The organism is Paenibacillus ottowii, from assembly GCF_006874425.1.
GTDB lineage: Bacteria > Bacillota > Bacilli > Paenibacillales > Paenibacillaceae > Paenibacillus > Paenibacillus ottowii.
Map to the genome: position 1 here is coordinate 97,065 of NZ_VIJZ01000012.1, position 26,412 is coordinate 123,476.

At 44.5% G+C, this 26,412-nt stretch carries 20 protein-coding genes; 15 read left to right on the top strand and 5 right to left on the bottom strand.

The window, feature by feature from the left end:
* Positions 1-51 precede the first annotated feature (51 nt).
* Complete coding sequence (locus tag FKV70_RS22780) at positions 52-2,613, top strand: hybrid sensor histidine kinase/response regulator (RefSeq protein ID WP_142614648.1); 2,562 nt, start codon at positions 52-54, stop codon at positions 2,611-2,613.
* A gap of 5 nt (positions 2,614-2,618) precedes the next feature.
* Here FKV70_RS22780 and FKV70_RS22785 read toward each other — a convergent pair whose 3' ends face one another.
* Complete coding sequence (locus tag FKV70_RS22785) at positions 2,619-3,311, bottom strand: response regulator transcription factor (RefSeq protein WP_142614649.1); 693 nt, start codon at positions 3,309-3,311, stop codon at positions 2,619-2,621.
* A gap of 548 nt (positions 3,312-3,859) precedes the next feature.
* Between FKV70_RS22785 and ectB the strand changes: the two genes are divergently transcribed.
* Positions 3,860-5,122, top strand: a complete 1,263-nt coding sequence (ectB, locus tag FKV70_RS22790) for a diaminobutyrate--2-oxoglutarate transaminase (protein ID WP_063212937.1) — start codon at positions 3,860-3,862, stop codon at positions 5,120-5,122.
* A 92-nt stretch (positions 5,123-5,214) separates the two neighbouring features.
* Here ectB and FKV70_RS22795 read toward each other — a convergent pair whose 3' ends face one another.
* The 3 genes from FKV70_RS22795 to FKV70_RS22805 all read right to left on the bottom strand — a co-directional run bounded on the left by FKV70_RS22795 (position 5,215) and on the right by FKV70_RS22805 (position 9,555).
* The gene (locus FKV70_RS22795; protein WP_063212938.1) at positions 5,215-5,733 is read right to left on the bottom strand and encodes an NAD(P)H-dependent oxidoreductase; all 519 of its coding nucleotides are present in this window, start codon (positions 5,731-5,733) and stop codon (positions 5,215-5,217) included.
* 167 nt (positions 5,734-5,900) lie between these two features.
* Positions 5,901-7,025, bottom strand: a complete 1,125-nt coding sequence (locus FKV70_RS22800) for a GGDEF domain-containing protein (RefSeq protein ID WP_142614650.1) — start codon at positions 7,023-7,025, stop codon at positions 5,901-5,903.
* Between the two features lie 94 nt (positions 7,026-7,119).
* Positions 7,120-9,555, bottom strand: a complete 2,436-nt coding sequence (locus FKV70_RS22805) for a glycoside hydrolase family 94 protein (protein ID WP_142614651.1) — start codon at positions 9,553-9,555, stop codon at positions 7,120-7,122.
* Positions 9,556-9,774: 219 nt separating this feature from the next.
* Between FKV70_RS22805 and FKV70_RS22810 the strand changes: the two genes are divergently transcribed.
* Positions 9,775-10,509: a thioesterase II family protein gene (locus FKV70_RS22810; RefSeq protein ID WP_142614652.1), complete on the top strand. Its 735-nt coding sequence runs from the start codon at positions 9,775-9,777 to the stop codon at positions 10,507-10,509.
* 16 nt (positions 10,510-10,525) lie between these two features.
* Positions 10,526-11,383 carry a sugar phosphate isomerase/epimerase family protein gene (locus FKV70_RS22815; protein ID WP_142614653.1) on the top strand — a complete coding sequence of 286 codons (858 nt, stop codon included), beginning with the start codon at positions 10,526-10,528 and terminating at the stop codon, positions 11,381-11,383.
* An 86-nt stretch (positions 11,384-11,469) separates the two neighbouring features.
* On the opposite strand, the gene FKV70_RS22820 is transcribed toward FKV70_RS22815, so the two are convergent.
* The gene (locus tag FKV70_RS22820; RefSeq protein WP_142614654.1) at positions 11,470-11,838 is read right to left on the bottom strand and encodes a DUF423 domain-containing protein; all 369 of its coding nucleotides are present in this window, start codon (positions 11,836-11,838) and stop codon (positions 11,470-11,472) included.
* Between the two features lie 277 nt (positions 11,839-12,115).
* Here FKV70_RS22820 and FKV70_RS22825 point away from each other — a divergent pair, with 277 nt between their 5' ends.
* From FKV70_RS22825 to FKV70_RS22875, 11 genes are all read left to right on the top strand, one after another.
* Positions 12,116-15,103, top strand: coding sequence for a glycoside hydrolase family 48 protein (locus tag FKV70_RS22825; RefSeq protein ID WP_142614655.1), 2,988 nt, complete (start codon positions 12,116-12,118; stop codon positions 15,101-15,103).
* Positions 15,104-15,239: 136 nt separating this feature from the next.
* Positions 15,240-15,743 (top strand): ferritin, encoded by a 504-nt coding sequence (locus FKV70_RS22830; protein WP_063212945.1) that lies wholly within the window; start codon positions 15,240-15,242, stop codon positions 15,741-15,743.
* A gap of 291 nt (positions 15,744-16,034) precedes the next feature.
* The gene (locus FKV70_RS22835) at positions 16,035-16,583 is read left to right on the top strand and encodes a GNAT family N-acetyltransferase (protein ID WP_064797005.1); all 549 of its coding nucleotides are present in this window, start codon (positions 16,035-16,037) and stop codon (positions 16,581-16,583) included.
* A 324-nt stretch (positions 16,584-16,907) separates the two neighbouring features.
* Positions 16,908-18,935 (top strand): S9 family peptidase, encoded by a 2,028-nt coding sequence (locus tag FKV70_RS22840; RefSeq protein WP_142614656.1) that lies wholly within the window; start codon positions 16,908-16,910, stop codon positions 18,933-18,935.
* Between the two features lie 220 nt (positions 18,936-19,155).
* Positions 19,156-20,259: a DNA alkylation repair protein gene (locus FKV70_RS22845; RefSeq protein ID WP_142614657.1), complete on the top strand. Its 1,104-nt coding sequence runs from the start codon at positions 19,156-19,158 to the stop codon at positions 20,257-20,259.
* Positions 20,260-20,435: 176 nt separating this feature from the next.
* Positions 20,436-22,025 (top strand): acetate--CoA ligase, encoded by a 1,590-nt coding sequence (locus FKV70_RS22850; RefSeq protein ID WP_142614658.1) that lies wholly within the window; start codon positions 20,436-20,438, stop codon positions 22,023-22,025.
* Between the two features lie 47 nt (positions 22,026-22,072).
* Positions 22,073-23,305 carry an aminopeptidase gene (locus FKV70_RS22855; protein WP_063211008.1) on the top strand — a complete coding sequence of 411 codons (1,233 nt, stop codon included), beginning with the start codon at positions 22,073-22,075 and terminating at the stop codon, positions 23,303-23,305.
* Between the two features lie 231 nt (positions 23,306-23,536).
* Positions 23,537-24,121: a TetR/AcrR family transcriptional regulator gene (locus tag FKV70_RS22860; RefSeq protein ID WP_142614659.1), complete on the top strand. Its 585-nt coding sequence runs from the start codon at positions 23,537-23,539 to the stop codon at positions 24,119-24,121.
* A 25-nt stretch (positions 24,122-24,146) separates the two neighbouring features.
* The gene (locus tag FKV70_RS22865) at positions 24,147-24,773 is read left to right on the top strand and encodes an HXXEE domain-containing protein (RefSeq protein WP_142614660.1); all 627 of its coding nucleotides are present in this window, start codon (positions 24,147-24,149) and stop codon (positions 24,771-24,773) included.
* 120 nt (positions 24,774-24,893) lie between these two features.
* The gene (locus FKV70_RS22870; RefSeq protein ID WP_142614661.1) at positions 24,894-25,694 is read left to right on the top strand and encodes a DUF4309 domain-containing protein; all 801 of its coding nucleotides are present in this window, start codon (positions 24,894-24,896) and stop codon (positions 25,692-25,694) included.
* Between the two features lie 145 nt (positions 25,695-25,839).
* Positions 25,840-26,367 carry a TetR/AcrR family transcriptional regulator gene (locus FKV70_RS22875; protein ID WP_063210997.1) on the top strand — a complete coding sequence of 176 codons (528 nt, stop codon included), beginning with the start codon at positions 25,840-25,842 and terminating at the stop codon, positions 26,365-26,367.
* Positions 26,368-26,412: the final 45 nt, after the last annotated feature.

Genomic DNA, 26,412 nt, shown 5'->3' on the forward strand with positions numbered 1-26,412 from the left:
TCCGTTACAGCTTCTTGCGACGTATCCAAAGATTACAAGGAGGACGAACACTTGGTTCGAGATTTATTGTTATATACGATTGTGATATTATTGTTAGTTTTGATTTTTCAGCGTCAGCTCATTCGTCAGGCAATCACGACTGTCTTTTATGGGCTGGCAGGAATTCTGTTTTTATATTATGGCATAAATGATACAACACTGCTGACCTGCATGCTGGAAATTGGGGGGAGTCTATTGTTTATGACTCTGCTTGGACAAGCTCTAACCCCGACCAAGTATACATATAGGCAGTGTGTGCTGAAGAAAAATCATGATCTGCTAACTTTACTTCGAGTTCAACCTGGCTTTACCTTCAGGCTGGAGCAAAGAGATGATGAATTTTATTATATGCTGCTTGATGGTGAATTGCTGGAGCGCATGGGTCTAAATCTGCAAGTCAATCTCAATAAATGGGAGCATGTGAAGCGGATCGGAGATATTTTGGAGCTTTCCTCTGAAACATTAGAGCAGCTGACCGAATATTACAAACAGGCTTGGTTCGGTGATCGGATTGTATTTGAATTGGAGTTTTGGGAATATTCAGCCTTGATTACCCTACATCCTGTCAGGATGGATGGGTTCACCAGATATGTCATTGGTCATGTATTGGATATTACGGAGTATAAAGCTTCCGAGCAGAAAAAAAAGGAAATGAGCGAGTCTAGCCATGCGAAAAGCGTTTTAGCCCATATGAGCCACGAAATTCGAACGCCGCTGAATGGCATCATTGGCCTCTCAAAGCTGTTGAGTAAGACTCAACTGACTGACGTTCAAAAAGATTACCTCCACAAGCTGCTTGCCTCCTCACGCACTCTTTTATCCATGCTCAATAATGTGTTGGATTTCTCCAAGATGGAGGCCTGTAAGCTGGAACTGGAGAGGGTTGAATTTGAGTTGGAAGACATGCTTCGGCATCTCGCAGATACTGTTGGGACTTTGCTGGAACATAAAGAAATAGAGGTAGTTTTCATAACAGACCCGGAATTGCCGAAAAGTTTCAAGGGAGACCCGCTTCGAATGGAGCAAGTACTTTTAAATCTTTTGACCAACGCCATTAAGTTTACGGATCAAGGACATGTATTGTTAGAGGTAAAAATGGTAGGCCAGCAGGACGGACGGATAAGTGTTTCTTTTATGGTGGAAGATACGGGCATAGGCATTTCCAAAACGGGGATGGACAAGCTATTCGTCCCTTTTTCCCAAGTGAGTACCTCAACCCACCGATATGGGGGTTCTGGACTAGGTTTATCTATTAGTAAGCAATTGGCTGAAGCGATGGGTGGTACCATAGAAGTGAAAAGTTGTTTAGGAGAGTATAGTCAATTTTACTTTAATGTAGAGCTGGAAAAAGGAGAATTGAAAACGAAAAGCACTCAGCTAGAAAAATCGGTCTACGACAAAGCCTTAATCCTTGCACAGCATGAACTGGTAAGCCGCAGCCTGGACGAACTACTGCAAGATTTGGGTCTACAAACTCTCATCGTTTCATCCTTTCAGGAATATGCAGATGCTTTTCAAAAGGGTGAACAATTTGATCTTGTTATGATTGATATGGGGATAGCAGGTTTTAGAGAACTTGAATCATGGAGGCATTGGTTTCATATGCTGGATAAGCAAATGACTCAGGTGATTGGACTTACAACAGTATTCCAATTGGAAGCTGTAGCTGCTGATGCCGCAGATCATGGGGTGGATGCTTTTTTGTCTAAGCCTGTAACTCGGAGCGCTCTTCTGGAGCTTCTCCGCTTGAGGTCTAAGCAGGAAAAGTCAGGGTCTGTGGATAATCACAGTCTGGAAGCTGCTGCAACAATGAATTCCCAATACGAAGTGGGGAACTCAACACAAAAGTACCAAATCCTTATAGCGGAGGATAACGAGATTAGTCAGGTCGTGATAACCGAGTTTTTGGCAGAGCGCGGTTTCGAGGTAACAGTAGTTACAAATGGAAGAGAAGTAATCAAGGTACTGGAACGGTGTTCCTGGGATGTGGTGTTGCTTGATCTGCATATGCCGGAAATGGATGGTTTTGAGACGGCTAGACATATTCGAAAGAACAGAGCCTTTGACCGGCTCCCGATTATCGCTTTTACCGCAGATGCTGTGCAGCCTGAACGGGAAGTTTGGCTTCGTGCGGGCATTAATGATATGCTGCTCAAGCCTGTACATGAATTGACCGCAACAAGAATGTTGAATAGCTGGATCCATTTAGCATGGCTGCAAGAATTATATGGCATTCATGCGGAGAAGGCGATAGCGGGAATGGATGGCAAGGTGTATATTTTTCAATTTTCCCTATATAAATGGATACAAGAATACCAGTATCTTGACAAGAGAATTGTGAGGAAGATGGACAATGGGCAGTTGTCTTCGGCTCTTCGATTAATTCACTCGCTGAAGGGAGGGACGGGGAATCTGTGTGCGACTGAACTGCTGGCCAAGGTGATCGAGCTGGAGAAAACATTGAAGCGCAGCAATGAAACCTCAGCTGGAGAACTGTATCCAGACTGGCGAGAGCAACTGAGTGCGGTTCAAAAGGAGATTAATCATATTAAATCATCCATACCCTGGATATAACTTCGTTATTGCATAAATTTGTAGCCGATTCCCCAGATGGTCTTAATCAGTTGTGGTTTCTTGGGGTCTTTTTCGATCTTTCTGCGTAAATGGTTAATATGTACGTCTACTGCCCTTTCATTAATAAAGGAGTCTGTGCCACGGAGAGCCTGAATCAAGGCATATCTACTAAATACAATTCCTCGGTTCGAATAAAAAAGCTTCATTAGCTCAAATTCCGAATAGGTCATTTCTATTATTTGACCATTCACGGTAACCATTCTTCTCGCCAGATCTAAAGTAATGCCATTTTCAGGTTCAGCCTCGGGTGAAATGCTTCTTCCTTGCAAGCGTGTGATTTTTATCCGACGAAAAAGAGCCTCGATCCGTGCTTTGAGCTCCTGCAAACTAAAAGGCTTGCAAATATAATCATCTGCTCCCAACGTAAGTGTACGAATGCGCTCTGAAATGTTGTTTTCTGTGGAAATCACAATGATTGGCACGTCCGTATGCTTGCGTATCAGGGGACAGGGATTTACACCATCCAAATCAGGAAGCAGCAGATCTAGCAAAATAATATCAGGCTGCACCCTATCGAGCTGGGCAATCCCTTCAGTCGCTTGTTCCACTCGTGTAACGTTGTAGCCTTCTCCTGTTAAATATAAGGAGAGAGTGTCACCTAGCATATTATCATCTTCAATAATTAAAACATTAGACATGATGTGTTTCCTTATCTATTTTTAAATTTTGCAAGTTCTTTTGATAGAGTAAACTCCTTTGGTCAGTCTGTCAAAAGCTCAGCTATATGATGAAAATCCAGTAGCCAGACAGTCTCGATATATATCTATTTGATATGGAAATGTACTTTTTTTGAGATTTATTGCTATATTACATCGTTTTTCATATAAATTTAACAATATACTGCAGGGAAATGACCCTTAATTACAATAAATTAACAAAAGATCTCAGAAACATGCATTGACTTTAAAGAAAATTATGGTATTTTATTACATAGGAGTTGACATCCTCTGACAAGACCCCTTAGAAAACCCCACTATTTAAATCTTCCATTAACTTACTCTTAATATTCCATTTTTGTATTTTTCTGTACTCTATATGTTCCTGTGATCGTACTCATGATTTTTTTGGTGTGGATACCCCATTTTGATTCAGACTGTCTACTCATTTTAGCTTACATATTTACACTTTTTTTGCTTTCCATGCTTGTATTTTTCAAAAAATCAGGTCAGCGGGAGGACGAATGATTATGAATACTTTCGAAACACTGGAGTCCAATGTAAGATCTTACTGCAGAAGTTTTCCAGTTGTTTTCAACAAGGCGAAAAACGATGTATTGTACACGGAGACAGGGGAGGGCTATATTGACTTTTTTGCCGGTGCAGGGGCTCTAAACTACGGGCATAATAATGACTTTATGAAAAATCGGTTACTAGATTATCTAACCTCTGATCGGATCATGCATGGTCTGGATATGTACACCACGGCCAAGCAAGAGTTTATAGAGTCTTTTTCCGAGCGTATTCTCCAGCCTAAGGGCTTGAATTATAAGCTTCAATTTTGCGGACCGACAGGAACGAATGCGGTGGAAGCAGCACTGAAACTTGCGCGTAAAGTGAAAAAAAGAAACGGTATTTTTGCTTTTATGGGTGCGTTCCACGGTATGTCGCTGGGTAGTCTATCTATTACCAGCAACACCTCCATGCGAGAGAGCGCAGGAGTCCCACTGAATAATGTTACCTTTATACCTTATAACAGTACGTTTAATGGAATGGATACCATTTTGTATATGGAACAGCTTTTAACAGACACTCATTCGGGTGTGGAAAAGCCTGCTGCGATTATTTTAGAGACAGTACAAGCTGAAGGTGGTATTAATATCGCAGATAACGAATGGCTGCGTGATTTGCGACAGTTGTGCGATGATCATGATATTTTGCTTATTGTTGACGACATTCAGGTCGGTTGCGGCCGAGTTGGTTCGTTCTTCTCGTTTGAGCGAGCAGGAATTGTTCCTGATATGGTTGTCCTGTCCAAGTCAATCAGTGGATACGGTCTGCCAATGTCTTTGCTGCTGCTTAAGCCAGAACTGGATATTTGGAGTCCTGGTGAACATAACGGCACCTTCCGTGGAAATCAGCTAGCATTTGTCGGAGCAAAGGCAGCGCTGGAGTTTAGAGACACAGTAGAGCTGGAAGCTCAAGTAAAGGAAAAAGAGGCTTTTGTTCAGCAGTTTTTGCGTGAACATATCCAAACGATGGATCCGCTTATTAAAATTCGCGGCTTGGGATTAATCTGGGGAATTGATGTGACCCATCTGGGAGAAGCTTTCGCCAAGGAAGTAGCTACCCTCTGCTTCAGTAAGGGACTTATTATTGAGCGAGCTGGGCGTAACGATACGGTACTTAAAATTATGCCAGCGTTAACGATAACTTTGGAAAACTTGAGTAAGGGCTGCAACATTATTAAAGAAAGCATGGCTCAGGTAACCAGCAACTTAGTTACGCTGTAAATTGTAATTCCATCAGCAAGCCCCTTGGCTGGAGTCGCCATCTGCTGCAAGGCAAGCAAGGGCGACACCTTCCAAGGGGTATTTTGCAAAAATTAAGAAATAACCGCTTGCACGTATTTTTGTGCAGATTGCTCCAACTGCTCGTCTGTCAAAACGGCTGCACCATACTGCACGAAATAAGGGAGCAACTTCACACCAATCATATGGCCTGTAGCTTCAAAAGGTCTCAACAGTTCTTCGATCGTGTACCTGTTTCGTCCACCATGTTGATAGTTTTCCTCCACGCTGGCAGCAGACAAGGCGATCAATAACTCTTTGCCCTGTAGCTTGCCACCCTCGCTTCCATAAGCCCAGCCGTAGGTTAAAACCTTATCCAGCCATTTTTTCAGCAGGGAAGGACTGCTATACCAGTAAAAAGGGAATTGCAGAACAATGCGATCATGCTCCTCTAGCAGTTTCTGCTCGTGGGCAACGTTGATTTGCTCATCCGGGTATACCTCATACAAGTTGTGAACGGTCACATTGGATTGCTTCTCGAGTTCTTGCATCCATCTTTTGTTAATACGAGACTCTGCCAGATCAGGGTGAACAACGATAACGAGTGTTGACATGTGAAAACCATCTCCCCAAAGCTTATTTTTCGTAAGTAAATAACCATTCTGCGTGTACCCATTTTAGTTTTAACCCATAAAATTGTCAACTCTTCTCAATTTTTATGCTCTACATACAAAAAAACTCCGACAATCTATGCCGGAGTTACATTAAATGCATTTTTACATTAAGCGATATGGTTAAGAGCAACAATTTTATTTTTACCGGAGCGCTTGGCTTGATACAAATAGTCGTCTGTCTCCTGGAAAAATACATCTTTGTCTTTGTTCATATCTTCGGTGTAGCTTTTTAATCCAATGCTTACGGTTACAGAAACGATTTGCATTTTCTCCTGAAAGGTCATCTTCTCCACTTCACGTCGAATGTTCTCTACAATCTGATAAGCTTCCTCAAAAGTATGCTCGAACATTAAAATAGCAAACTCCTCACCGCCATAGCGGGCGGGAATGTCATTTGCTGTAATCTGCTCCGTAATAATTTGTGAGATGCCTTCCAAAATTTTATCTCCAAACTGATGTCCGTAAGTGTCATTGATTTTCTTGAAATTATCAATGTCCACTAATGCCAGATGGATGATCGCGCCTTGTTCGGCATATTCCAGTGCTTTTTCATAAAAATTTTGGAAGGACAAATGATTGTACAGCTTTGTCAAACCATCGGTCATGGACATTTTGCTGATAATCGCGTTGCTGATCATTAATTCCTGCTGAGCACGCTTGGTTTTGTATAAATCGACTAACAAATCGCGGCCGCTGGCCTGAATAATGAGGGCAATAAAGGTAGACATAATCAAAAATGTTGGAATCGCCACGATATCAAATTCTGACAAATAGCTGCGGAATGACTCACCTATTGCTAGCAACAGAAAAAAGACGATCACTTGCAATATAAAAGAAAGCCATATTAAGCGACGATTGAAGAACAGGATCGAAGAGAAAATAGGCAACAAGCACACCGCTGGAATAATCCGGATATCATAGTTTAAGCGAATAATCATCCAACAAATGACGGTACTTGCCATAAACAGAATTTCAAAAGAAAACCTGTTAAATTTAAAATGTGCGAGTTCTGCAAGTAAGTTGGATCCACACATGATTAGCGTGGGAACAATAAGGGTGCCCACGTAAAATTCATAAGGCGAAGCGGGATAATCAAGGAATAGGTAGCTGCCCAGCTGGACAATAAAATGTACAGCTATAATCGTCCAGTAAAGTAATAGCATTTTGCGAACCCAGCGGGCTTGCTTTGTTTTGTAATCCATAGATTGAGTAAGCCGTTTTGTCTTGTTCATGATGTCACCACACTTAATGTATCATTAGCCATTCTCGTATTATAAGATACTATGTGATGAAGTTGAAGCTAATTTTTTTAAGGGTATGAACTCGTTAGCCCAGCAGCACTTTTACCTGGTGAATAGTTCCATCTCCTGCAACCGGTAGAATATTATTTGTTAGAACAGTGCCATTTACGGTAACGGCAACTACACCTTTAGAGACATGTTGCGGGTTCGCAATATGAATCACATAGGTGTCGCCACGGAAGACGCGGGTGATCGTGAATTCGTCCCAAGATTTGGGGATACACGGATCAATACGCAGACCATCCCATTCCGGCTGAATACCGAGAATGGATTGAGTAATAGCCATAAAATTCCAGGCCGCGGTACCTGTTAGCCAGGAATTTTTAGCTTCGCCTTCACGAATGGCGTCCTTGCCCGCAATCATTTGAGCATACACATATGGCTCGGTACGATGAATGTTGCTGATGTCCTCCAGATAAGCGGGAGCAATTTTGCTATATAGCTCGAAAGCGCGATCCCCGCGCCCTATGACAGCTTCGGCCATCATAATCCAGGGGTTATTGTGACAGAAAATCCCCGCATTTTCCTTATATCCAGGAGGATAGGAGGAGATTTCACCCAGATTTATATAGTAGCGGGAATAAGGCGGATTCTGTAGTACAATGCCGTAGGGAGTTTCCAGCCGATCACGTGTAGAGTCGAGAGCCTTCTCAGCGAGACCTTCTTCAACGCCGATTCCTGCCATTACACAGAAGCCTTGGGGCTCTATGAAAATTTGACCTTCCTCACAATCCTTGCTCCCTATTTTGTGTCCATAATGGTCGTACGCACGTAAGAACCATTCCCCATCAAACCCATGCTCTAATGTGGCTGTTCGCATACGATCCACGTGTGCTTGCGCTGCGGCTGCATCTTCATTTAAACCTCTGCGCTTACAAAGCTCAATAAAATCTGGTCCAGTATATACAAATAGTCCGGCGATGAACACAGATTCGGCTATTCGACCCTCCAAATTCTGTGTTGTCTGATAGGGCTCATCTGGTGTAGCAGAGAAACAGTTGAGATTCAGACAGTCGTTCCAGTCAGCCCGGCCAATGAGTGGAAGACCATGCGGACCGAGATTGTCTACAACATGATAAAAAGAACGCTTCAGATGTTCAAACAGCGAAGCGGCACGATCCATATCCCCGTCAAAGGGAACCTGTTCGTCCAGTATGCCAAAGTCTCCGGTTTCTTTGATATACGCTGAGGTACCGACAATAAGCCATAGCGGATCATCGTTAAAGCCACCGCCAACCTCGTGGTTTCCTTTTTTGGTTAACGGTTGGTACTGATGATATGCTCCGCCGTTTTCAAACTGAGTAGAAGCAATGTCGATAATCCGTTCCCTTGCCCGCTCCGGTATTTGGTGGACGAAGCCGAGTAGGTCTTGATTTGAATCCCGGAAGCCCATGCCACGTCCAATACCAGATTCAAAATACGAAGCCGAACGTGACATATTGAATGTAACCATACATTGATACGGGTTCCAGATGTTCACCATTCGGTTCAGCTTGTCGTCGTGACTTTGAAGAGTGAACTTAGACAGTAGATCATTCCAATAGCTTCGCAGTTCATTCAACGCATGTTCCACATCAGGTTCATTCGCAAATTGCGCGATCATGGCATGAGCCTGTTTTTTGTTAATAATACCGGGCGACTCCCATTTTTCTTCTTCTGGGTTTTCCACGTAACCGAGTACAAAGTTACAGCTTGTTTCTTCGCCCGGCTCCAGTGTAATCTCAATGCAATGTGATCCGATAGGGGACCAGCCGCTGGCTATTGAGTTAGATGCTTGCCCTGCGGTGATGGTTTGGGGCTGATCCAGTCCGTTGTAGAGACCCAGAAAAGCTTCACGGTCTGTATCATAGCCTGCCAGCGGACAATTCACAGAGAAAAAAGCATAGTGATTACGGCGTTCACGGTATTCTGTTTTGTGATAAATAACAGAGTCCTGTATTTCAACCTCTCCCGTATTTAAGTTACGCTGAAAATTGGTCATATCGTCATAGGCATTCCACAGGCAAAATTCGACGAATGAAAAAAGTTTGATCTTTTTAGTTTGTAATGATGTGTTCTGAAGCTTGACCTGGTGGACCTCGCCGTCGAAGGAAAGGGGCACAAAAGCTAGTTGCGTAGCCCGAATACCTCTGCGTTCACCCATAATTGTGGTATAGCCAAGTCCATGACGACATTCATATTGCTCTAGCTCCCTTTTAACCGGCATCCAGCCCGGAGTCCAATAATCTCCATCATCATAAATATAAAAATAGCGACCGCCGTTATCGACTGGAATATTGTTGTACCGGTAACGTGTTAAGCGACGTAGGCGAGCATCTCGATAGAATGCATAGCCGCCGCCTGTATTGGAAATCAGTCCAAAAAATCGTTCATTACCTAAATAATTAATCCAGGGATAAGGGGTTTGAGGGGTGGTGATAACATATTCTTGATTGGCATCATCGAAGAAACCGTACTTCATGCGCAGACTCCTCTCGAATTGAAAATAAATGACCCAACACATGATTATATTCAAACATACAGCAGTTCTTCCTTAAGAAAGACATTTCCTGCCTTATGCAAAATGTGCTTTAATTCGTGAACCTTCTTTTAGAATTTGCAAAATATTTAAAATGGGTAAATATACCTTTCCGTGTTAAGATAAAAAAGTTAGGACTATGTAAGGCAGGAGGTTGCAAAAATGGCACCCATCACATTATTTTTCATCCCGTATGCAGGCGGATCGGCATCAGTTAGCTTCAAATGGAAAAAGCTGCTGCTTCCGCATATTAAACTTGTCCCTTTGGAATTAGCGGGCCGAGGTATTCGTTCTGGTGAACCGCTAAAGGATAGTATTGAGGAGATGAGCGAGGATCTGCTGCGCCAAATCAGCCAAGAGTTAGTCCCTGGTGATCCTTATGCTATATACGGTCACAGCATGGGAACAATGATTGCATTTGAGTTGTACTACAAGTTGTTGGCTGGAGGATATGGGGAGCCGGCTCATCTATTTGTTTCGGGTGGACGGGCACCACATATCCCAAGAAATCTCCCGTGGTTACATGATCTGCCCGCAGATCAGTTTAGAACGCATTTGCGACGGTACGGCCAGCTTTCAGAAGCCATTTTTGACAATCAGGAATTGTATGACTATTTTATGCCAGTATTAAGAGCAGATTTTAAAGCTGTTGAGATGTATAAGTACATGGATAAAGCCGCGCCTTTACATTGCCCTATCACCGCCTTGACAGGGCTGACCGACAACACGGTGGCCTTACAAGATGCGGAGGCCTGGGCACAACATACGGATCAGCAGTTTCGTGTGTTTACCTTTGAGGGAGGACACTTTTTTATTCATGATGAAGTAGAACGAATTACGAATATCATCAATGAGTCCTTGGAGCTGAGTACGGTGACTAGTAGAATACAAAACTAAAAAGAGGTGATTTTTAGTGACAGTAGGTGTATTGGCACATTTGTTTGGCAAGTTGCCTTATCGGGAGTTGGCTGCAAAGGTAGGCGCAGCGGGCTTTACTCATGTTCAGCTCGCTCCGTGGAGAGCAATCCGTGATGTCGATTTTAATAAACCTGGCAAGTTCAATCCCGGATTGGCATTGTCTATCGCAGAGGAATTTCGTAAGCACGGAGTATCGATATCGGTACTCGGGTGCTATCTGCATTTTTTTGTACAGGATGAGGAATTGTTACGTGAAAATGTAGAACGCTTCAAAGAGCTGATCCGATATGCGGGCCTACTAGGAGCACCCATGGTTGCAGCTGAAGTCGGACGCAATGAGGATGGCGCCCCTTATTCGGAACGAGACTGGAGAGTTGTAAAAGAAGTTGTGCGAGAATTAGCAGATGAGGCAGAGAAATGGGGAGTGTTCGTAGGATTGGAAGCTGCTAACGATCATTTGGTCGGAACAGCAGCAGAACTGGCTACCTTTCTGGAGGAAGTACCGTCTTCACACATTGGCGTTGTGATTGATCCGGGTAATTTGTTAAAAACGGAAAACTTGGCTCGACAGGATGAGATCATCCGCGAAGCTTTTCAGCTACTGGGACCTCGGATTATCGCAGCACATGCCAAAGACCGGCGTTTGTCATCATCAGGTGAGATCGAGACCGTACCGCCGGGTTTTGGTGACATGAACTATGGTCTATATATGGAACTGCTGGAGCAGTACAAGCCAGGGGTCCATATTATTATGGAAGCTGCGCAGGAGCATGAGATGGCTCAATCCAAACGCTATATCGAAGGTCACAGGCTCGCGGCTCAGAAAGCACAGCAAGTGCCAACGAAATCATAAATTCTTTCAGACCCATCAATAATTCGGCAATGATTCAGGAGACTTGGAAGCGCCTACTTTTTCAAGTCTCCGATCTTAAATCTTGTTTAGCCTTGCATTACCGCCACAATCACAATGACCCAGCTTGCCAAAAAAGCCAGTCCGCCAATCGGAGTGATGGCTCCAAGCTTTTTCACACCAGACACACTAAGAACATACAGACTGCCGGAAAACAGGAGAATGCCCACTAACATAACCCAACCTGCGGTCACAATAAGAGAAGAATGAACCAGGTTGCCTGCAAGTACTCCCAGCAGCAACAAACCCAAACCGTGGGCAATTTGATATTGAATTCCTGTCTGGAATATGCTCATCATGTCTGTGGAAAGTCTTTTTTTCAACGCATGCGCCCCGAACGCTCCCAGAGCTACAGCTAAAAACATCATGATACAACCAAGCAACAGTAATACTTTCATGATTTAACGCCTCCCTTGTGAAATAGTACCGATTCCTCTCGATTTCGTCAATTTACCTTACGCAACTCTAAACATATAGAATTTTTCGACTCTCATTTGGCGACTAGTGTGGTATATTCTTGCCAGGGCCAATGTGAAGCATTTGGAGCTACGGACAGCGTGTCCTCCACCTTTATAACGGGAAAGTGAGGTGATGGCGCTGTCTTTTTGTGCTGTCGTTTTTCGGAATCAAATTTTGAGTAAGCCAAAATTGATAATGGAGAGGATGACTGCAAAGATGACCAGTAAAAAATCTGTATTCAGAAAATCTGTCTCTATAGTCATGTCAGCCATTTTGGTCCTTCCGTTAAGCTTGGGCTTATTTCAGGCCCAACCTGACCGTGCATCAGCTGCAACCCCTGAATCGACACGCTTTCTGCAAATGTATAAACAACTGAAAGACCCAGCTAGCGGTTACTTTTCAAAAGAAGGTATCCCTTATCATTCCGTTGAAACCCTGATGAGTGAGGCTCCTGACTATGGACACTTAACGACCTCGGAAGCATACAGCTACTGGATGTGGCTGGAAGTTCTCTATGGTCATTATACCGGGGATTGGGGTCATTTGGAATCGGCATGGGACAACATGGAGAAATATATCATCCCGGTCAATGAAGGTGACAGCAAGGAAGAGCAGCCTACAATGAATAACTATAACCCGAACAGCCCTGCCACTTATGCCGCAGAATATCCGCAGCCTGATCAATATCCAAGCCGTCTGAGTGGTCAATATGGCGCCGGCAAGGACCCACTGGACGCTGAACTGAAGGCAACTTATGGCAACAACCAGACCTACCTGATGCATTGGCTGCTGGATGTAGACAATTGGTATGGTTTTGGCAATTTGCTGAATCCTTCGCATACAGCGACCTATGTGAACACTTTCCAGCGTGGGGAACAGGAATCGGTCTGGGAGGTCGTACCGCATCCATCGCAGGATAATCATAAGTTTGGCAAGCCTAATGAAGGCTTTATGAGCCTGTTCACCAAGGAAAATAATGCTCCTGCACAGCAATGGCGATACACGAATGCCACGGATGCGGACGCACGGGCGATTCAGGCGATGTACTGGGCAAAAGAACTGGGGTATGACAACCAGGTATATTTGGACAAAGCGAAAAAGATGGGAGACTTCTTGCGTTACGGCATGTACGATAAATACTTTCAAAAAGTAGGAAGCGCTTCCAATGGAAGCCCGATTGCTGGTACAGGCAAGGATGCCAGTCTGTATCTAATGGCTTGGTATACGTCTTGGGGCGGCGGACTGGGTCAAAATGGAAACTGGGCTTGGCGGATTGGTGCCAGCCATGCGCATCAGGGTTACCAGAACGTCGTTGCATCATATGCATTATCCGATAAGGACAGCGGCTTGATCCCAAATTCACCTACGGCAGGGCAGGACTGGGCGACTTCGCTCAAGCGCCAATTGGAATTTTATACTTGGCTGCAATCTGATGAGGGGGCCATTGCAGGTGGGGCAACGAATAGCTGGGATGGCGCCTACAAGGCGTATCCGTCTGGTACGAGCACCTTTTATGGCATGGCGTACACAGGGGCTCCTGTATATCAAGATCCGCCGTCCAACAACTGGTTTGGGATGCAGGCTTGGCCTGTCGAGCGGATTGCGGAGCTGTACTATATTTTAGCCAAGAAAGGTGACACTTCGTCTGAGCAGTTTAAAATGGCAAAACAAGTGACAGAAAACTGGATCGCGTGGTCTAAAAACTATGTATTTGCCAACGAACGGCCAGTAGCTGACGCACAGGGATACTATTTGGATGCACAAGGCAAGCGTATTCTGGGTGGTAAAAATCCGAAGGTAGCCACTACAGCAGCTAAAGGTGAGTTCTGGCTGCCGAGCAATCTGGAATGGAGCGGCAAGCCTGAAACCTGGAGTGGATTTGCCAAGCATAAAGGGAATGCCAATCTTCATGTAGTAACAAAAAGTCCGGGACAAGATGCAGGAGTGCTGGGCAGTTATGTAAAAGTGCTGACCTTCTTCGCTGCCGGAACAAAAGCTGAAAAAGGAGACTACACCGAGTTAGGCAAGGAAGCCAAAGATCTGTCCAAAGCCTTGCTTGATGCAGCATGGGGCTATAACGACGGCATAGGGATTACAACGAAGGAAGCACGTGAGGAATATTATCGTTATTTTACTAAAGAAGTATATATTCCGAGCGGATGGAGTGGTAAGACTGGGCAAGGCAACACGATCCCAGGCACAGATGCTACACCGTCTGATCCGTCCAAGGGCGGTAACGGTACGTACTCCAGCTATAGCGACATCCGCCCTAATATCACCAAAGATCCGCAGTGGTCCTATCTTAAAGACAAATACACGACTTCATGGAACAAACAGACCCAAAAATGGGACAAGGGTGCACCAGAATTTACGTATCACCGTTTCTGGTCCCAAGTAGATATGGCCACCGCTTATGCAGAATATGACCGTCTCATTAACGGCAATGGACCAGCTGAGCCTACAACTCCCAAAGCTCCGGCAAATGTGAAGGCAAGTGCAGGAGATGCACAAGTTACACTAACCTGGAGCAAAGCGACGGGTGCTGACAGCTATACGGTTAAACGCTCCACAACCAGTGGTGGCCCATATACAACGGTAGCAACGGTAACTGACGCCACTTACAAGGATACAGGGGTGGTGAATGAAACCACTTATTATTATGTAACAAGTGCAACAAATTCCTTGGGAACGAGTCCGGATTCTGCTGAAGTCAGTGCCAAGCCAACAGCAGCGCCTATTCCGGCAAAGGGAGATGTGATTGCTCAATACCGTGTGGGCGATACCAACCCGGCAGATAACCAGATTCGACCACTCTTCCGTATCGTAAACAAAGGTAAAGAGGCCATTGATCTGAAAACCGTCAAGCTGAGATACTACTTTACTGTAGATGGCGATAAAGCGCAGGAGTTCCACTGTGATTATGCGCAATTAGGCAGCGGCAACGTTCAGGGACGTTTTGTGAAACTGGATAAGGCCGTGAATGGGGCAGACTACTATCTGGAGATTTCCTTTGGAGCTGGTGCGGGAAGTCTGGCAGCAGGGGAAAACACAGGGGATATTCAGATTCGCATGAACAAGGTGGATTGGAGCAATTATAATGAAAGTGGCGATTTTTCCTATGATGCAAGCACGACCTCTTATACGGATTGGGACAAAGCACCTTTGTATATAAACGACAAACGTGTCTGGGGTCTGGAGCCATGATTGTGAACTAAATATTGAGCACGGCGGGCGGAGCGTGAGTATGCTTGAATTCACTTCCGTCCGTTTTTTTGTGATCAAATTCATGGTACACTATGATCGTTACATCATTACATATCTGACCGAGGTGACCTGAGACATGAATGACAATTTGGCACAGGCTCTGAATGAGCAAATGAACTTTGAATTTTACTCTGCTCATGTATATCTGGCGATGGCTGCTTATTGCTCCAGTGAAAGTCTGGAGGGGTTTGCAAACTTCTTCCTGGTACAAGCGGAGGAGGAACGGTTTCATGCCATGAAACTGTATAAATACATTAATGACCGTCGAGGACGCGCCACATTGGCAGCATTACCGGAGCCCAAAAATAGCTATGATTCCATGCTGGACGTTTTTGAGCATGGATACAAGCATGAGCAGCAAAACACACAAAAATTTTATCATTTGGCTGACCTGGCCCTCGATGCGCGTGAGCATGCAACGATTCATTTCCTGAAATGGTTTATTGATGAGCAAGTCGAGGAAGAAGCTCTGTTCGATAGTGTTATCCAAAAGCTTAAGCGCATTGAAAGAGACAGCAATGCCTTTTATATGCTGGACAGCGAGTTTGCCAAACGCAGCTTTGTTGCCCCTGCTGAATAACACAGCATACAGGTTGCGCATAAATGCCCAGAGACAGAAGACAGCATTCTTTGGGTCTACAAAGTAAAGAAGCCCGATTTTCGGGCTTTTTTACGTTCTTTTTAATTCATGGAGTTTCCAAGCCTCACAGGGAGATTGTTATTTTAAATGAAGGTATAGAAAAAATTAATTTGTCGCTGAATGGTGAGCATGCTACAGTTAGGTTAACTTTTATATCTGATTAAATATATAGGATTACTTGAAAAGTCGTTATGTACATTATTACAACACTATAGGGAGGCGGAGGACTATATGAGCGAAATCTATCGTCTGGCACGGCAAGAGGACGCAGAAAGATTGCAGTATGTAACGTATGAGGCATATGAAACAATTCGGCAGTTGGAGCTTAAATGGCCTGCCGCTCAGGCAGACGTTGCTCTCATTCAAGAAAACATTAAAAATAATGATTGCTATGTGCTGGAAGTCGATGGTGTCATCCAGGCTACGGTTAGCCATCTGAAAAATAGAGCCCTTAATTTTATAACTGATCTTCCGTTTGTGATGTGGTTTGCCGTAGACCCAGCTGCCCAGGGCAAAGGATATGGGAAAAAACTGCTGAACTGGGTAGAGCAAACGATTATTCGTGATCAGGCCGGAGCTCCTGCAGTGACACTGGCGACTGCGGAAAAACATCCCTATTTATTATCCATGTACGAGCGTTGGGGATATGAACGTATCCATGCTTTTGACCATGGAACGGGGGATGGGACCATGCATTTACTGCGTAAAGTAGTGAATCCTGAACTTTTCTCCACGTACATCCGTGAAAAAAATGAAGCCGAGACGGCTAACCGAAATTAGACCCGATCACTGGGAACGGAAAGCTGATTCGTTTGCCGCGAAGGGCATGAAGCGAATGAAGTTTGGACTGTACAGTCTACTGGCTAATCTGCTAAAGCATTACTATGGAAGAGCATTAATGGATTATGACCTTCTCTCATGGAAGCAGCCGCAGCAGCGGTGCTTTCGGGTCCATAGCGACTGAGAGAGGGTCTTTGAGTTTTGGATAAATTGACAGAGATACATAAAAAGAGTAACGTAAATTGTATGTTAATTCATATAAATTTAATCGGAATAATGGAATGTGAAGTTGTACAAATTTGTTCATATTAAGGAGGAATTTACTTGAGCAACTCGCAATCTGGCACGACCAAACGCCGTATAACAGCCGAGGATTTATATCGACTTCACTGGGTTAGCGATCCCGCTGTTCATCCTACGAGTGGCGAAATCGCTTACGTAGAGCAGTGTATTAATAAAGAGCGGACAGATTATAACTCGGCTATTTGGCTGTTGCCATTCAAAGGTGAAGCTCCGATACCCTTTACATACGGGCCAAAAGATGAAACGCCTGTCTGGTCACCGGATGGATCACAACTTGCTTTTCTCCGTACGACAGACAACAAGCGTCAGGTATGGATTATTCCAGCACGTGGGGGGGAGGCTAGGCAACTTACACATGTAAAGAGCAACGTTCATTCATTAGCCTGGTCGCCAGACGGAGCATACATATCGTTTGTAGCTAAAACAGCCGAGAATCCGTCAGTTTCTACATCCAATGCAGAAAATCAGGAGGAACAACTTAAGGGACGAATCGTTGGTCGGACAAAAGCTAAATCCGACGGTTATGGGCTGTGGGATGATACTCGTGACCACTTGTATGTAACTGACGTGACTTCGGGCCACACGATTCAACTGACGTCAGGCGCTTATGATGTAGCGGAGCCAGTCTGGTCACCGAATGGCCAACTGATTTTATTTGTCGCTAGAATAGCGGAGCATTCCAAAGAGGATACGGATTTACGTATGGAAAATGATTTGTTTACGATAGCTCCTGCGACTTCTAATGGCAATGCGGTAGCGCCGTTTAAGCTGACCCACTCTGAGTTTCAAATCGAGAGTGCCGCTTTCTCCCCCGATGGTACAATGATTGCCTTTTACGGTCATGATCGTCATGCCAAAGGTGCTACTCAGACTCGACTGTATACGGTTCCCTCGGGTGGCGGGACGGCAGTATGTATTAGTCAGACGCTTGACGCTCACCTCGGGAATGCGGGTATGAGCGACATGCGTTCGCATCTTCATGTAGGTCCACCACGCTTCAGTGCGGACGGTCAATCCCTATATACGCTGGTGATCATTGAAGGAAATGTGCACGTATATAAGTTTGCGCTTGATGGAACTTATAAAATTTTAACCCAAGGTGAACGGGAAATTTACCAATTTGAGCTTACCTCAGATGAGCAGCATATCATTGCCGCTTCCACGGATGTCGCTTTACCAGGTGATTTGTTCCGAATTGCAATTCATTCAGGAACCGAGGAACGACTGACACGAGTCAATGATTCTCTGCTTGATGAGATTGAGATCAGTGTGCCCGAGAGCTTCTGGACTGAGGTTGAGGATGGCCGGCGCGTGCAGGGGTGGGTGATGAAGCCTGCTGGTTTTAAAGAGGGGGTAACTTACCCTGCCATTTTGGAAATTCACGGCGGTCCCCATGCGATGTATTCCAATTCCTTTTTTCATGAGTTTCAGTTGCTGGCCGCACAAGGATATGCAGTCATCTACACGAATCCGGGAGGAAGCCGAGGGTACGGGCAATCTTTTACCAATGTTGTCCTTGGAGATTACGGCGGGCGTGACTACACCGATCTACTGAGCGCAGTGGACGAGGCTATACGCCAATTCCCATTCATTGATCCAGAAAGAATCGGTGTCACAGGAGGCAGTTATGGTGGCTTCATGACAAATTGGATTGTCGGACATACAGACCGTTTTCGCGCAGCTGTGACCCAGCGCTCCATATCTAACTGGCTGTCGATGTATGGGGTGAGTGACATAGGATACTCGTTTACTGAAGATGAGGTCGGCGGGAGTCCGTGGGATGATTTCGAGCTTTTGTGGAGACAATCCCCGCTGGCTTATGTTCAGCAAATCAATACACCGCTGCTCATATTGCATGGAGAGCAGGATCTACGTTGCCCTATTGAGCAGGGAGAACAGCTGTTCACGGCATTGTGCCGTTTAGGGAAGCCCACCCAATTTGTCCGTTTCCCAGCTTCGAGTCACGAGCTTTCACGAAAAGGACACCCACAGCTTCGTGTGGAACGACTGCAACGTATTTCCGACTGGTTTGTCCAACATAAAATATAAGTCTCATTCGATTTGTCGTGTTTTCGAAAAAATGCCAAATCCTAATCCTAGGACTTGGCATTTTTTAATGTGTCTTATATTTTTCCACTAACCTCATTTAATACTGGTACTGGGTCACGATATACGGTTATCATAGATGAAGATAATATTCATTTATCCCTTTTTGCACATATTCATTTATCGCTTTTTGCGCATATTCATATACCAAAGGAGATATACAATGGCTGAGCCTTTAAAAAATATGTACACGGAGGAATTCCTTCGTCTATTCGGTGAAAAAGTACAGGCTGCGTACAGCCTGTTCGACATTGACGGATTTATCCATCAAGTGATGGATAAAAAATGGGATGAATTGGAGCTAAAAGACCGAATACGGCGTATTTCGTCAACATTAGAAGTGTTTTTGCCCAGTAGCTATGAAGAAGCTCTCTGTATTTTATTTGCCATAGATGAGCACTGTAGCGGGTTTCCGTACTTGTTTTTCCCCGATTTTGTAGAGGTATATGGGCAGGGAGAAGAGCATTGGGATCTGTCCATGACTGCACTGGAACGCTTTACATCAAAGTCCTCTGCGGAGTTCGCCGTGAGGCCCTTTCTCCTGCGAGAACCAGAACGGATGATGCGGCAGATGACAACCTGGGCAGGACACTCCAGTGAACACGTCCGCCGTCTTGCCAGCGAAGGCTGTCGTCCACGGCTGCCCTGGGGACAAGCACTGCCTGTCTTCAAACGTGATCCCGCTCCGGTATTAGCCGTATTGGAAATACTGAAAGCTGATCCATCATTGTATGTACGTAAAAGTGTGGCTAACAACTTGAACGATATTGCCAAGGATCATCCCGATATCGTCATCGCAACGGCTCAACGATGGAAAGGTGTACATCCTGACACCGACTGGATTGTCCGCCATGGCTGCCGATCCCTGATTCGCAAATCCATCCCTGAGGTGATGGCCATGTTCGGCTATGCAGATGATACGGATGGAGTGCCGCTGGTTGCAGCAGCCTCTTTGACCACAGACCCTGCCGTGTTAAAAATCGGTGATCACTGTGAACTAAGCTATGTGCTTCAGCTACGAGAAGGTGAGCCTGTACGCGTCCGCATCGAGTATGGTATCGACTTTGTAAAGGCGAGAGGACAAGTCTCGCGTAAACTGTTTTTGCTTTCTGACAAAACCGTTTCCGGAGGAACCCGTCTGACGGGAACACGAACACACCGGTTTGCAGACCTGACAACTCGTCGTCACTATGCAGGAGCGCATAGAATTGTGCTGCTCGTAAACGGGCAGGAAGCTGCTTCTACCATAGTAGACATTGAGTTGTAGATTGCGATAGTAGTAAAAGAAAGAGTCTGTATTCAGGCTCTTTTTTTTGTCGTTTGCTTTACAATTCTTATTTATTTCCAAAAAAATTGATTCTGGTATTAGAACCTGGTACTAAGACGTGTTATACTATGTGAAGAAAGTTGCTCTCATCTTATGTATAAAGGGGAAGGTATAACTTGGCAGAACAGCAACAATGGCTTGCGCCTGAATATTACAATATGACTTCGGAAATGGAACACCATGAGGCTGGTAAGACAGCGCTCAAGTGGTTAAGTGAGACAGGGGAATACGAAGAAATCACCTACGGAGAGCTGTTAAAAAAGGCAAATCGGTTGGCTGGAGGGCTTGCAAGTCTGGGATTTAACAAAGGTGACAGAGTTCTGGTCGTAGTACCACGGCGTATTATTGCCTATATCATTTACCTAGCCTGCTTGAAGCTGGGGCTTGCGGTCATTCCATCTTCAGAAATGCTGCGGGCCAAGGATATTGCATATCGGCTTCGCCATTCGGAAGCACGCGCAGTCATCGCCTGGGCCGACGTAACAAGTGAAGTTGACAAAATCAGTGATGATTTGCCTGCTTTGGATTATCGCATTGTAGTCCCTGGGGACCGCACAGTAGGTGCGCAAGGCTGGCTCGTGCTGGATGAGCTGATGGAGGGACAGGAAGATATTTTTGAAGCTGTGAAGACACACCGTGATGACATGGCCATTCTGGCCTATACTTCGGGCACCACAGGCAATCCTAAAGGGGTTGTACACAGCCATGGCTGGGGATATGCCCATCTGCGGATAACATCACCATGGTTGGATATTCAGGCTTCAGACATCGTATGGGCTACGGCCGCACCTGGCTGGCAAAAATGGATTTGGAGTCCGTTTTTATCGGTACTGGGAAATGGAGCGACCGGATTCGTATATAATGGTCCGTTTCGTCCGGGGCGCTATTTGCAGTTGCTGCAGCAATATGGAGTTCAAGTGTTGTGCTGTACACCGACGGAATATAGGATTATGGCAAAAACGGCTGGTTTGGATCAATATGATCTATCCCGATTGCGAAGTGCTGTTTCTGCGGGAGAACCGCTCAATCAGGAGGTTATTAACAAGTTTCAGGAGCAATTCAACATTACGATTCGCGACGGCTACGGTCAAACAGAGAGTACATTAATTATTGGTAATCTAAGAGACGTACCTCTGCGCACAGGTTCGATGGGCAAATCCATTGCACCGGGACTTGTTGAGGTCGTAGACGAGGATGGTATTCCGCTGGCTCCAGGGCAAGTGGGCGATATTGCAGTGCGTGCTGATCTGCCGGCATTGTTTCATACGTACTATCTTGATCCAGAGCGCAAATTAGCGAGTGTACATGGAGATTATTTTGTAACGGGCGACCGGGCTCGAAAGGATGAGGATGGATATTTCTGGTTTGAAGGACGCGGTGATGATATCATTATCAGTTCTGGCTATACCATTGGTCCTTTTGAAGTAGAAGAAGCGTTGATGAAGCATGATTCTGTGCAGGAATGTGCAGCGGTAGCCAGCCCGGATGAAGTCCGTGGACATGTCGTAAAAGCCTACATCGTACTCAAAGCCGGAATAGAAGGATCACCAGAGCTAGTGAAGGAACTGCAACATCATGTGAAAACATGGACGGCACCTTACAAATATCCACGAAAAATAGAGTTTATTGAAGAACTTCCTAAAACGAGCTCAGGCAAAATACGAAGAGTGGAGCTGCGTGAACTGGAGAAACAATCCGTACTGTAGTGATGCAATCATTTAATATAATCAAAACGGAACAGGAGCGTGGAAAAATGAATACATTTGAATCATTGTTGGAGCAATATGCAGAACTGGTCGTAAGAGTAGGAGTCAACATTCAGCCTGGACAGGCGTTGTTGGTAACTGCACCACTGGAAACTGTCGAGTTTACACGCTTGATTGTCAGCAAAGCCTATGAAGCAGGCGCTAAATATGTACAGGTAGAGTTTGAGGACGATTCCATTACACGCAGTCGTTTTGAGCATGGTGACGAAGCCAGCTTTGATTACTACCCTGCTTGGAAGGCAGAAATGATGGAGAAATTCGCCGAAGAGGGTGGAGCCACATTAACGATTAAAGTGCCGAACCCGGATTTATATCAAGGTATTGATCCGCAAAAAGTTTCTCGTGCGACCAAAGCGGCAGCTACGGCGAGAGAAGGCTTTTCCAAATATACCCGCAATCACAAAATTAGCTGGTGTTTGATTAAAGCTCCGACGAAAGCCTGGGCCGATAAAGTGTTTGCGGATGTAGCAGAAGAAGACCGCATTCGTGTTATGTGGGATACGATTTTCCAAATGAATCGTGTAGACGGCTCTGATCCCATTCAGAATTGGCAAAATCATTTGAAAAATCTTGAACAGGTACAAGATAAGCTGAACCATAAAAAATATAAAAGCCTGCACTATCGTGCGCCCGGAACAGATTTGAGAATTGAGTTGGCTGACGGACATATTTGGCGCAGTGGTGGTGGTGAAAACGGGCGCGGAGATTATTTTGTCGCGAATATGCCGACAGAAGAAGTATTCACGATGCCTAAGCGTACTGGTGTCAATGGTCACATTACAAGTACCATGCCGCTTAATTTAAATGGGCAGCTGGTAGATCGCATTACATTTACCTTTAAGGACGGTAAAGTCACCGAATATACAGCAGAATCCGGTGAGCAGCATCTCACTCATTTGCTCGCTACGGATGAAGGAGCCAGCTTTCTGGGGGAAGTTGCTCTAGTACCGCACGATTCACCGATTTCCAATCTCAATCGTATTTTTTATAATACAGGTATCGACGAAAATGCTTCCTGCCATCTGGCCTTAGGCAGTGCGTATCCATTTAACATCGAAAATGGGACGCAAATGAACAAGGAGGAACTGCTCCAGAACGGTGCCAATGTCAGTCTGACTCATGTTGACTTCATGATCGGCTCGGCTGAGCTGGATATTGATGGCGAACTGCAAGACGGAAGCAAAGAGGCAGTGTTCCGCAAAGGAAATTGGGCCATTTAGACCTTTTTTCAACCTCAATTCATTCAACCCGCAAACGATCTGATTCGTTTGCGGGTTTTTTTAGCCTAATTTTCATATCTTTACTTGTTTTGTGAAATGTAAAGTGCTAGGATAAGTTCAAACAATAATTTAAACAATGTTTTAAATATGGTTTTAATTTTTGTTTGTTTTGCTTAAAGTGGTCCGTTTCATTAGTCCGTTAGGATTAAACTAAATAGGAGGAGGAAAAACATGAGTCACCCAGACAAAAAACAACAGACCAAAGAAAAAATTCTACAGTCTACGCTGGAATTTATTCAAAAGGAAGGTTTCGAGGCGGTTACAATCAGAAAAGTTGCTGATCTGTCTGGCACTAATATTTCTCTAGTTAATTATTATTTTGGCTCCAAGGAAAATTTGCTCAGTGAAGCTATTGAAGTGATCCTCCACAGCTTTCAGCACACATTTTCTGTTTTGGACAATACAACGATGTCCCCGCAAGATAGATTAAAACAATTTTTGCTTAACTATTTACAGGTCATTCGCCAATATCCAGAGCTACTGTCGCGAATTATTGTGATGGGCAGCACGCCCTTTACATCTCAACAGGAATACGGAAGATTTTTAAACATGATGGGGTTTCCAAAGGTACAGAACACGATCAAGGAGCTAACAGGTGAGCAACAGCCAGAACGATTATTAGCCATGATGCTGCAAATATTCGGAGCCATTTTTCTGCCTGCACTGATGAGTCCGATTCTTGAATCTGGAGCAGTAGTGGAAGTGCCTACAATAGAAGAACAATTACACCTGTTATTTGAAAGATATTTTGATTAAAAATAATATCTTAGAGGTGAGTGCTATGGATTTTTTGAGAAAATATTGGCAAGATGCAGGGGGCATTATCGGGGTGTCTCTATGTATTGTTTTACTTATGAATCCAGCCATCTTCTCGGATCTATCAGGAATACTGTGGTTAAGCTTTGTGGCTATTTTATTTCACCAATTTGAAGAATACCGCTGGCCTGGATATTTTGCGGGTTTATTTAACAATGTTTTGTTTAAAAGTGAAGCCCCAGATCATTACCCCTTAAATACTCAATCAGCGATGATCATCAATGTGGCCATTGCCTATGTATTTTATCTGCTCCCCGTATGGTTCCCCCACATAATCTGGCTTGGACTCTCACCAGTTTTTATGGGATTCTTTCAGGTCGTCTGGCACGGCATCGTTGTCAATATTAAAGCCAAAACCTTATATAATCCCGGCTTGTGTACGGCACTTTTCCTGCATGTTCCTGTCGGAATCTGGTATATCCATGAAATTTCAAAACGAGACATCCCTACGAGAATAGATTGGATTACAGGCACAATCTACTTTATTTTTGCTGTTTACATTTTCATCATTAAAGGGAATATATGGTTGAAGAAGACTGACTCTCCTTACTCCTTTTCTAAACAACAGTTGGGAGTCTATGATCGGAAATAGCGTACGTTATAAAAATACAAATGCTCTTGTTTACAAGTTAGATACAAGTTGAGGTATTCTGGAAACGAGGTTCAGTTACACTTGGTTTGTACCCAAGAACAAGGAAAGAGTGATTTTATAATGAAACCTACACATCAATCTCGTAATCGTAAAAAGTTAGCTTGCAAGCTAGTCACCACCAGCGCTTTATTAGCAATAGGTTTGGCTGTAATGGCAGGATGCGGCAATAGCGGAGAAGCAAATTCAACTGCTCCATCCACAGTAAAAACAGCCACACCATCTGCCGGTAATTCAACAGATCAGAACACAGACATCCATACCAACGAGCAAGATACTCACATTAACAAGACGAGTACAGATCTCAGCAAGCCTAGTGCGGATGCGGGAAGTTCCAAGGAAAGTTCCAAAAATACTGGAAAAGAGTTTGATCAAGGTTCAACCTCGACACAGCATAAACCTGCTAGTAGTACAGCCTCACCTGACAGTAAACACAGCTCTGCCACTGCTATAATGAGCGCAGCCAAGCAGGGAACGTTACCCAATCTGCCAAAAGGTCTTGGCCTGGGAACGAGCAGCGATCTTTTGTTCGAGCTATGGGGGAAATCCGATTCTGGTTCTACAGGTCCTATGAGAAGCTATACCAAATATCATACAGATCTCATACTGGATGGAAGTGATAAAGTCACAGAAATTACTTCTTCCGATCCACAATATAAGAAGTTGCTTATTAAACAAGTTATTAAAGAACTCGGCCAGCCCACAGAAACAATCGACACCTCTAAAGACATATCCGGCACAGCAGAAGCTAGTTATACGATCAACAACACGTCAGATCTTAGTTATTATCTAGTATTTTCCTACCCAACCAAAACGCAAAAGGTCAATTATGTTCGGCTATACTTTAACACGATGACGCCATAATGAAGTGTGCCAAAAGAGTCGTTTCCAGCATGTTTAGGGAGGCGGCTTTTTTGGTCCATTGCATTTTTAGAGTTTGACATTTATACTATCTAGTGATTGATTAATCACTACCAGAAAAATGTAATAAATAAAAGGATGAGAACATATGGCTAAAGCTACATCAACATCAATAAATCGCCAAAAGGAAATCATATCTGCTGCAATTGAAGTCTTTGCGGAAATGGGTTACTACCGAGCTACAACAGCCAAAGTTGCGGAACGGGCCAATATTTCTCAGCCCTATGTTTTCCGCTTTTTTGCTACCAAGGAAGCTTTGCTTATTGAAGCGTTGAAGGTTTCATTTGATCGCATCATAGACTCTTTTCAGGGGGTCATTCATTCGGCTTCGTCTGAGCAGTTAGAGCAAGAACTGATTGCAGCCTACTCGCAAATTATGATGGAATATCGCAATGAAATACTTTTACAAATGCAGGCGCAGACGATCCGTGAGGATGTGGTTGTAGGGGTGATGCAGCAGGGGTTTCGTGAAATTCATACGACAGTCTATAATGCTTTCCGGCAGGCAGGTATTGAACAAGCCATGGAAAAAACGATGCTTTTTCTTGCCAGAGGCATGCTTTGTAATATCTCGATGTCGCTAGATCTGCCAGAACTGATGAAAATAGACGATTAAATTTATGTACGTAGTAGAGTCGCACTTTTGTGCGGCTTTTTTTGT

Coding starts and splice junctions, on each gene's coding strand:
- FKV70_RS22785 (WP_142614649.1), bottom strand. CDS start 3,311: ATGTCTAATGTTTTAATTATTGAAGATGATAATATGCTAGGTGACACT.
- ectB (WP_063212937.1), top strand. CDS start 3,860: ATGAATACTTTCGAAACACTGGAGTCCAATGTAAGATCTTACTGCAGA.
- FKV70_RS22795 (WP_063212938.1), bottom strand. CDS start 5,733: ATGTCAACACTCGTTATCGTTGTTCACCCTGATCTGGCAGAGTCTCGT.
- FKV70_RS22800 (WP_142614650.1), bottom strand. CDS start 7,025: ATGAACAAGACAAAACGGCTTACTCAATCTATGGATTACAAAACAAAG.
- FKV70_RS22805 (WP_142614651.1), bottom strand. CDS start 9,555: ATGAAGTACGGTTTCTTCGATGATGCCAATCAAGAATATGTTATCACC.
- FKV70_RS22810 (WP_142614652.1), top strand. CDS start 9,775: ATGGCACCCATCACATTATTTTTCATCCCGTATGCAGGCGGATCGGCA.
- FKV70_RS22820 (WP_142614654.1), bottom strand. CDS start 11,838: ATGAAAGTATTACTGTTGCTTGGTTGTATCATGATGTTTTTAGCTGTA.
- FKV70_RS22825 (WP_142614655.1), top strand. CDS start 12,116: ATGACCAGTAAAAAATCTGTATTCAGAAAATCTGTCTCTATAGTCATG.
- FKV70_RS22830 (WP_063212945.1), top strand. CDS start 15,240: ATGAATGACAATTTGGCACAGGCTCTGAATGAGCAAATGAACTTTGAA.
- FKV70_RS22835 (WP_064797005.1), top strand. CDS start 16,035: ATGAGCGAAATCTATCGTCTGGCACGGCAAGAGGACGCAGAAAGATTG.
- FKV70_RS22845 (WP_142614657.1), top strand. CDS start 19,156: ATGGCTGAGCCTTTAAAAAATATGTACACGGAGGAATTCCTTCGTCTA.
- FKV70_RS22855 (WP_063211008.1), top strand. CDS start 22,073: ATGAATACATTTGAATCATTGTTGGAGCAATATGCAGAACTGGTCGTA.
- FKV70_RS22860 (WP_142614659.1), top strand. CDS start 23,537: ATGAGTCACCCAGACAAAAAACAACAGACCAAAGAAAAAATTCTACAG.
- FKV70_RS22865 (WP_142614660.1), top strand. CDS start 24,147: ATGGATTTTTTGAGAAAATATTGGCAAGATGCAGGGGGCATTATCGGG.
- FKV70_RS22870 (WP_142614661.1), top strand. CDS start 24,894: ATGAAACCTACACATCAATCTCGTAATCGTAAAAAGTTAGCTTGCAAG.
- FKV70_RS22875 (WP_063210997.1), top strand. CDS start 25,840: ATGGCTAAAGCTACATCAACATCAATAAATCGCCAAAAGGAAATCATA.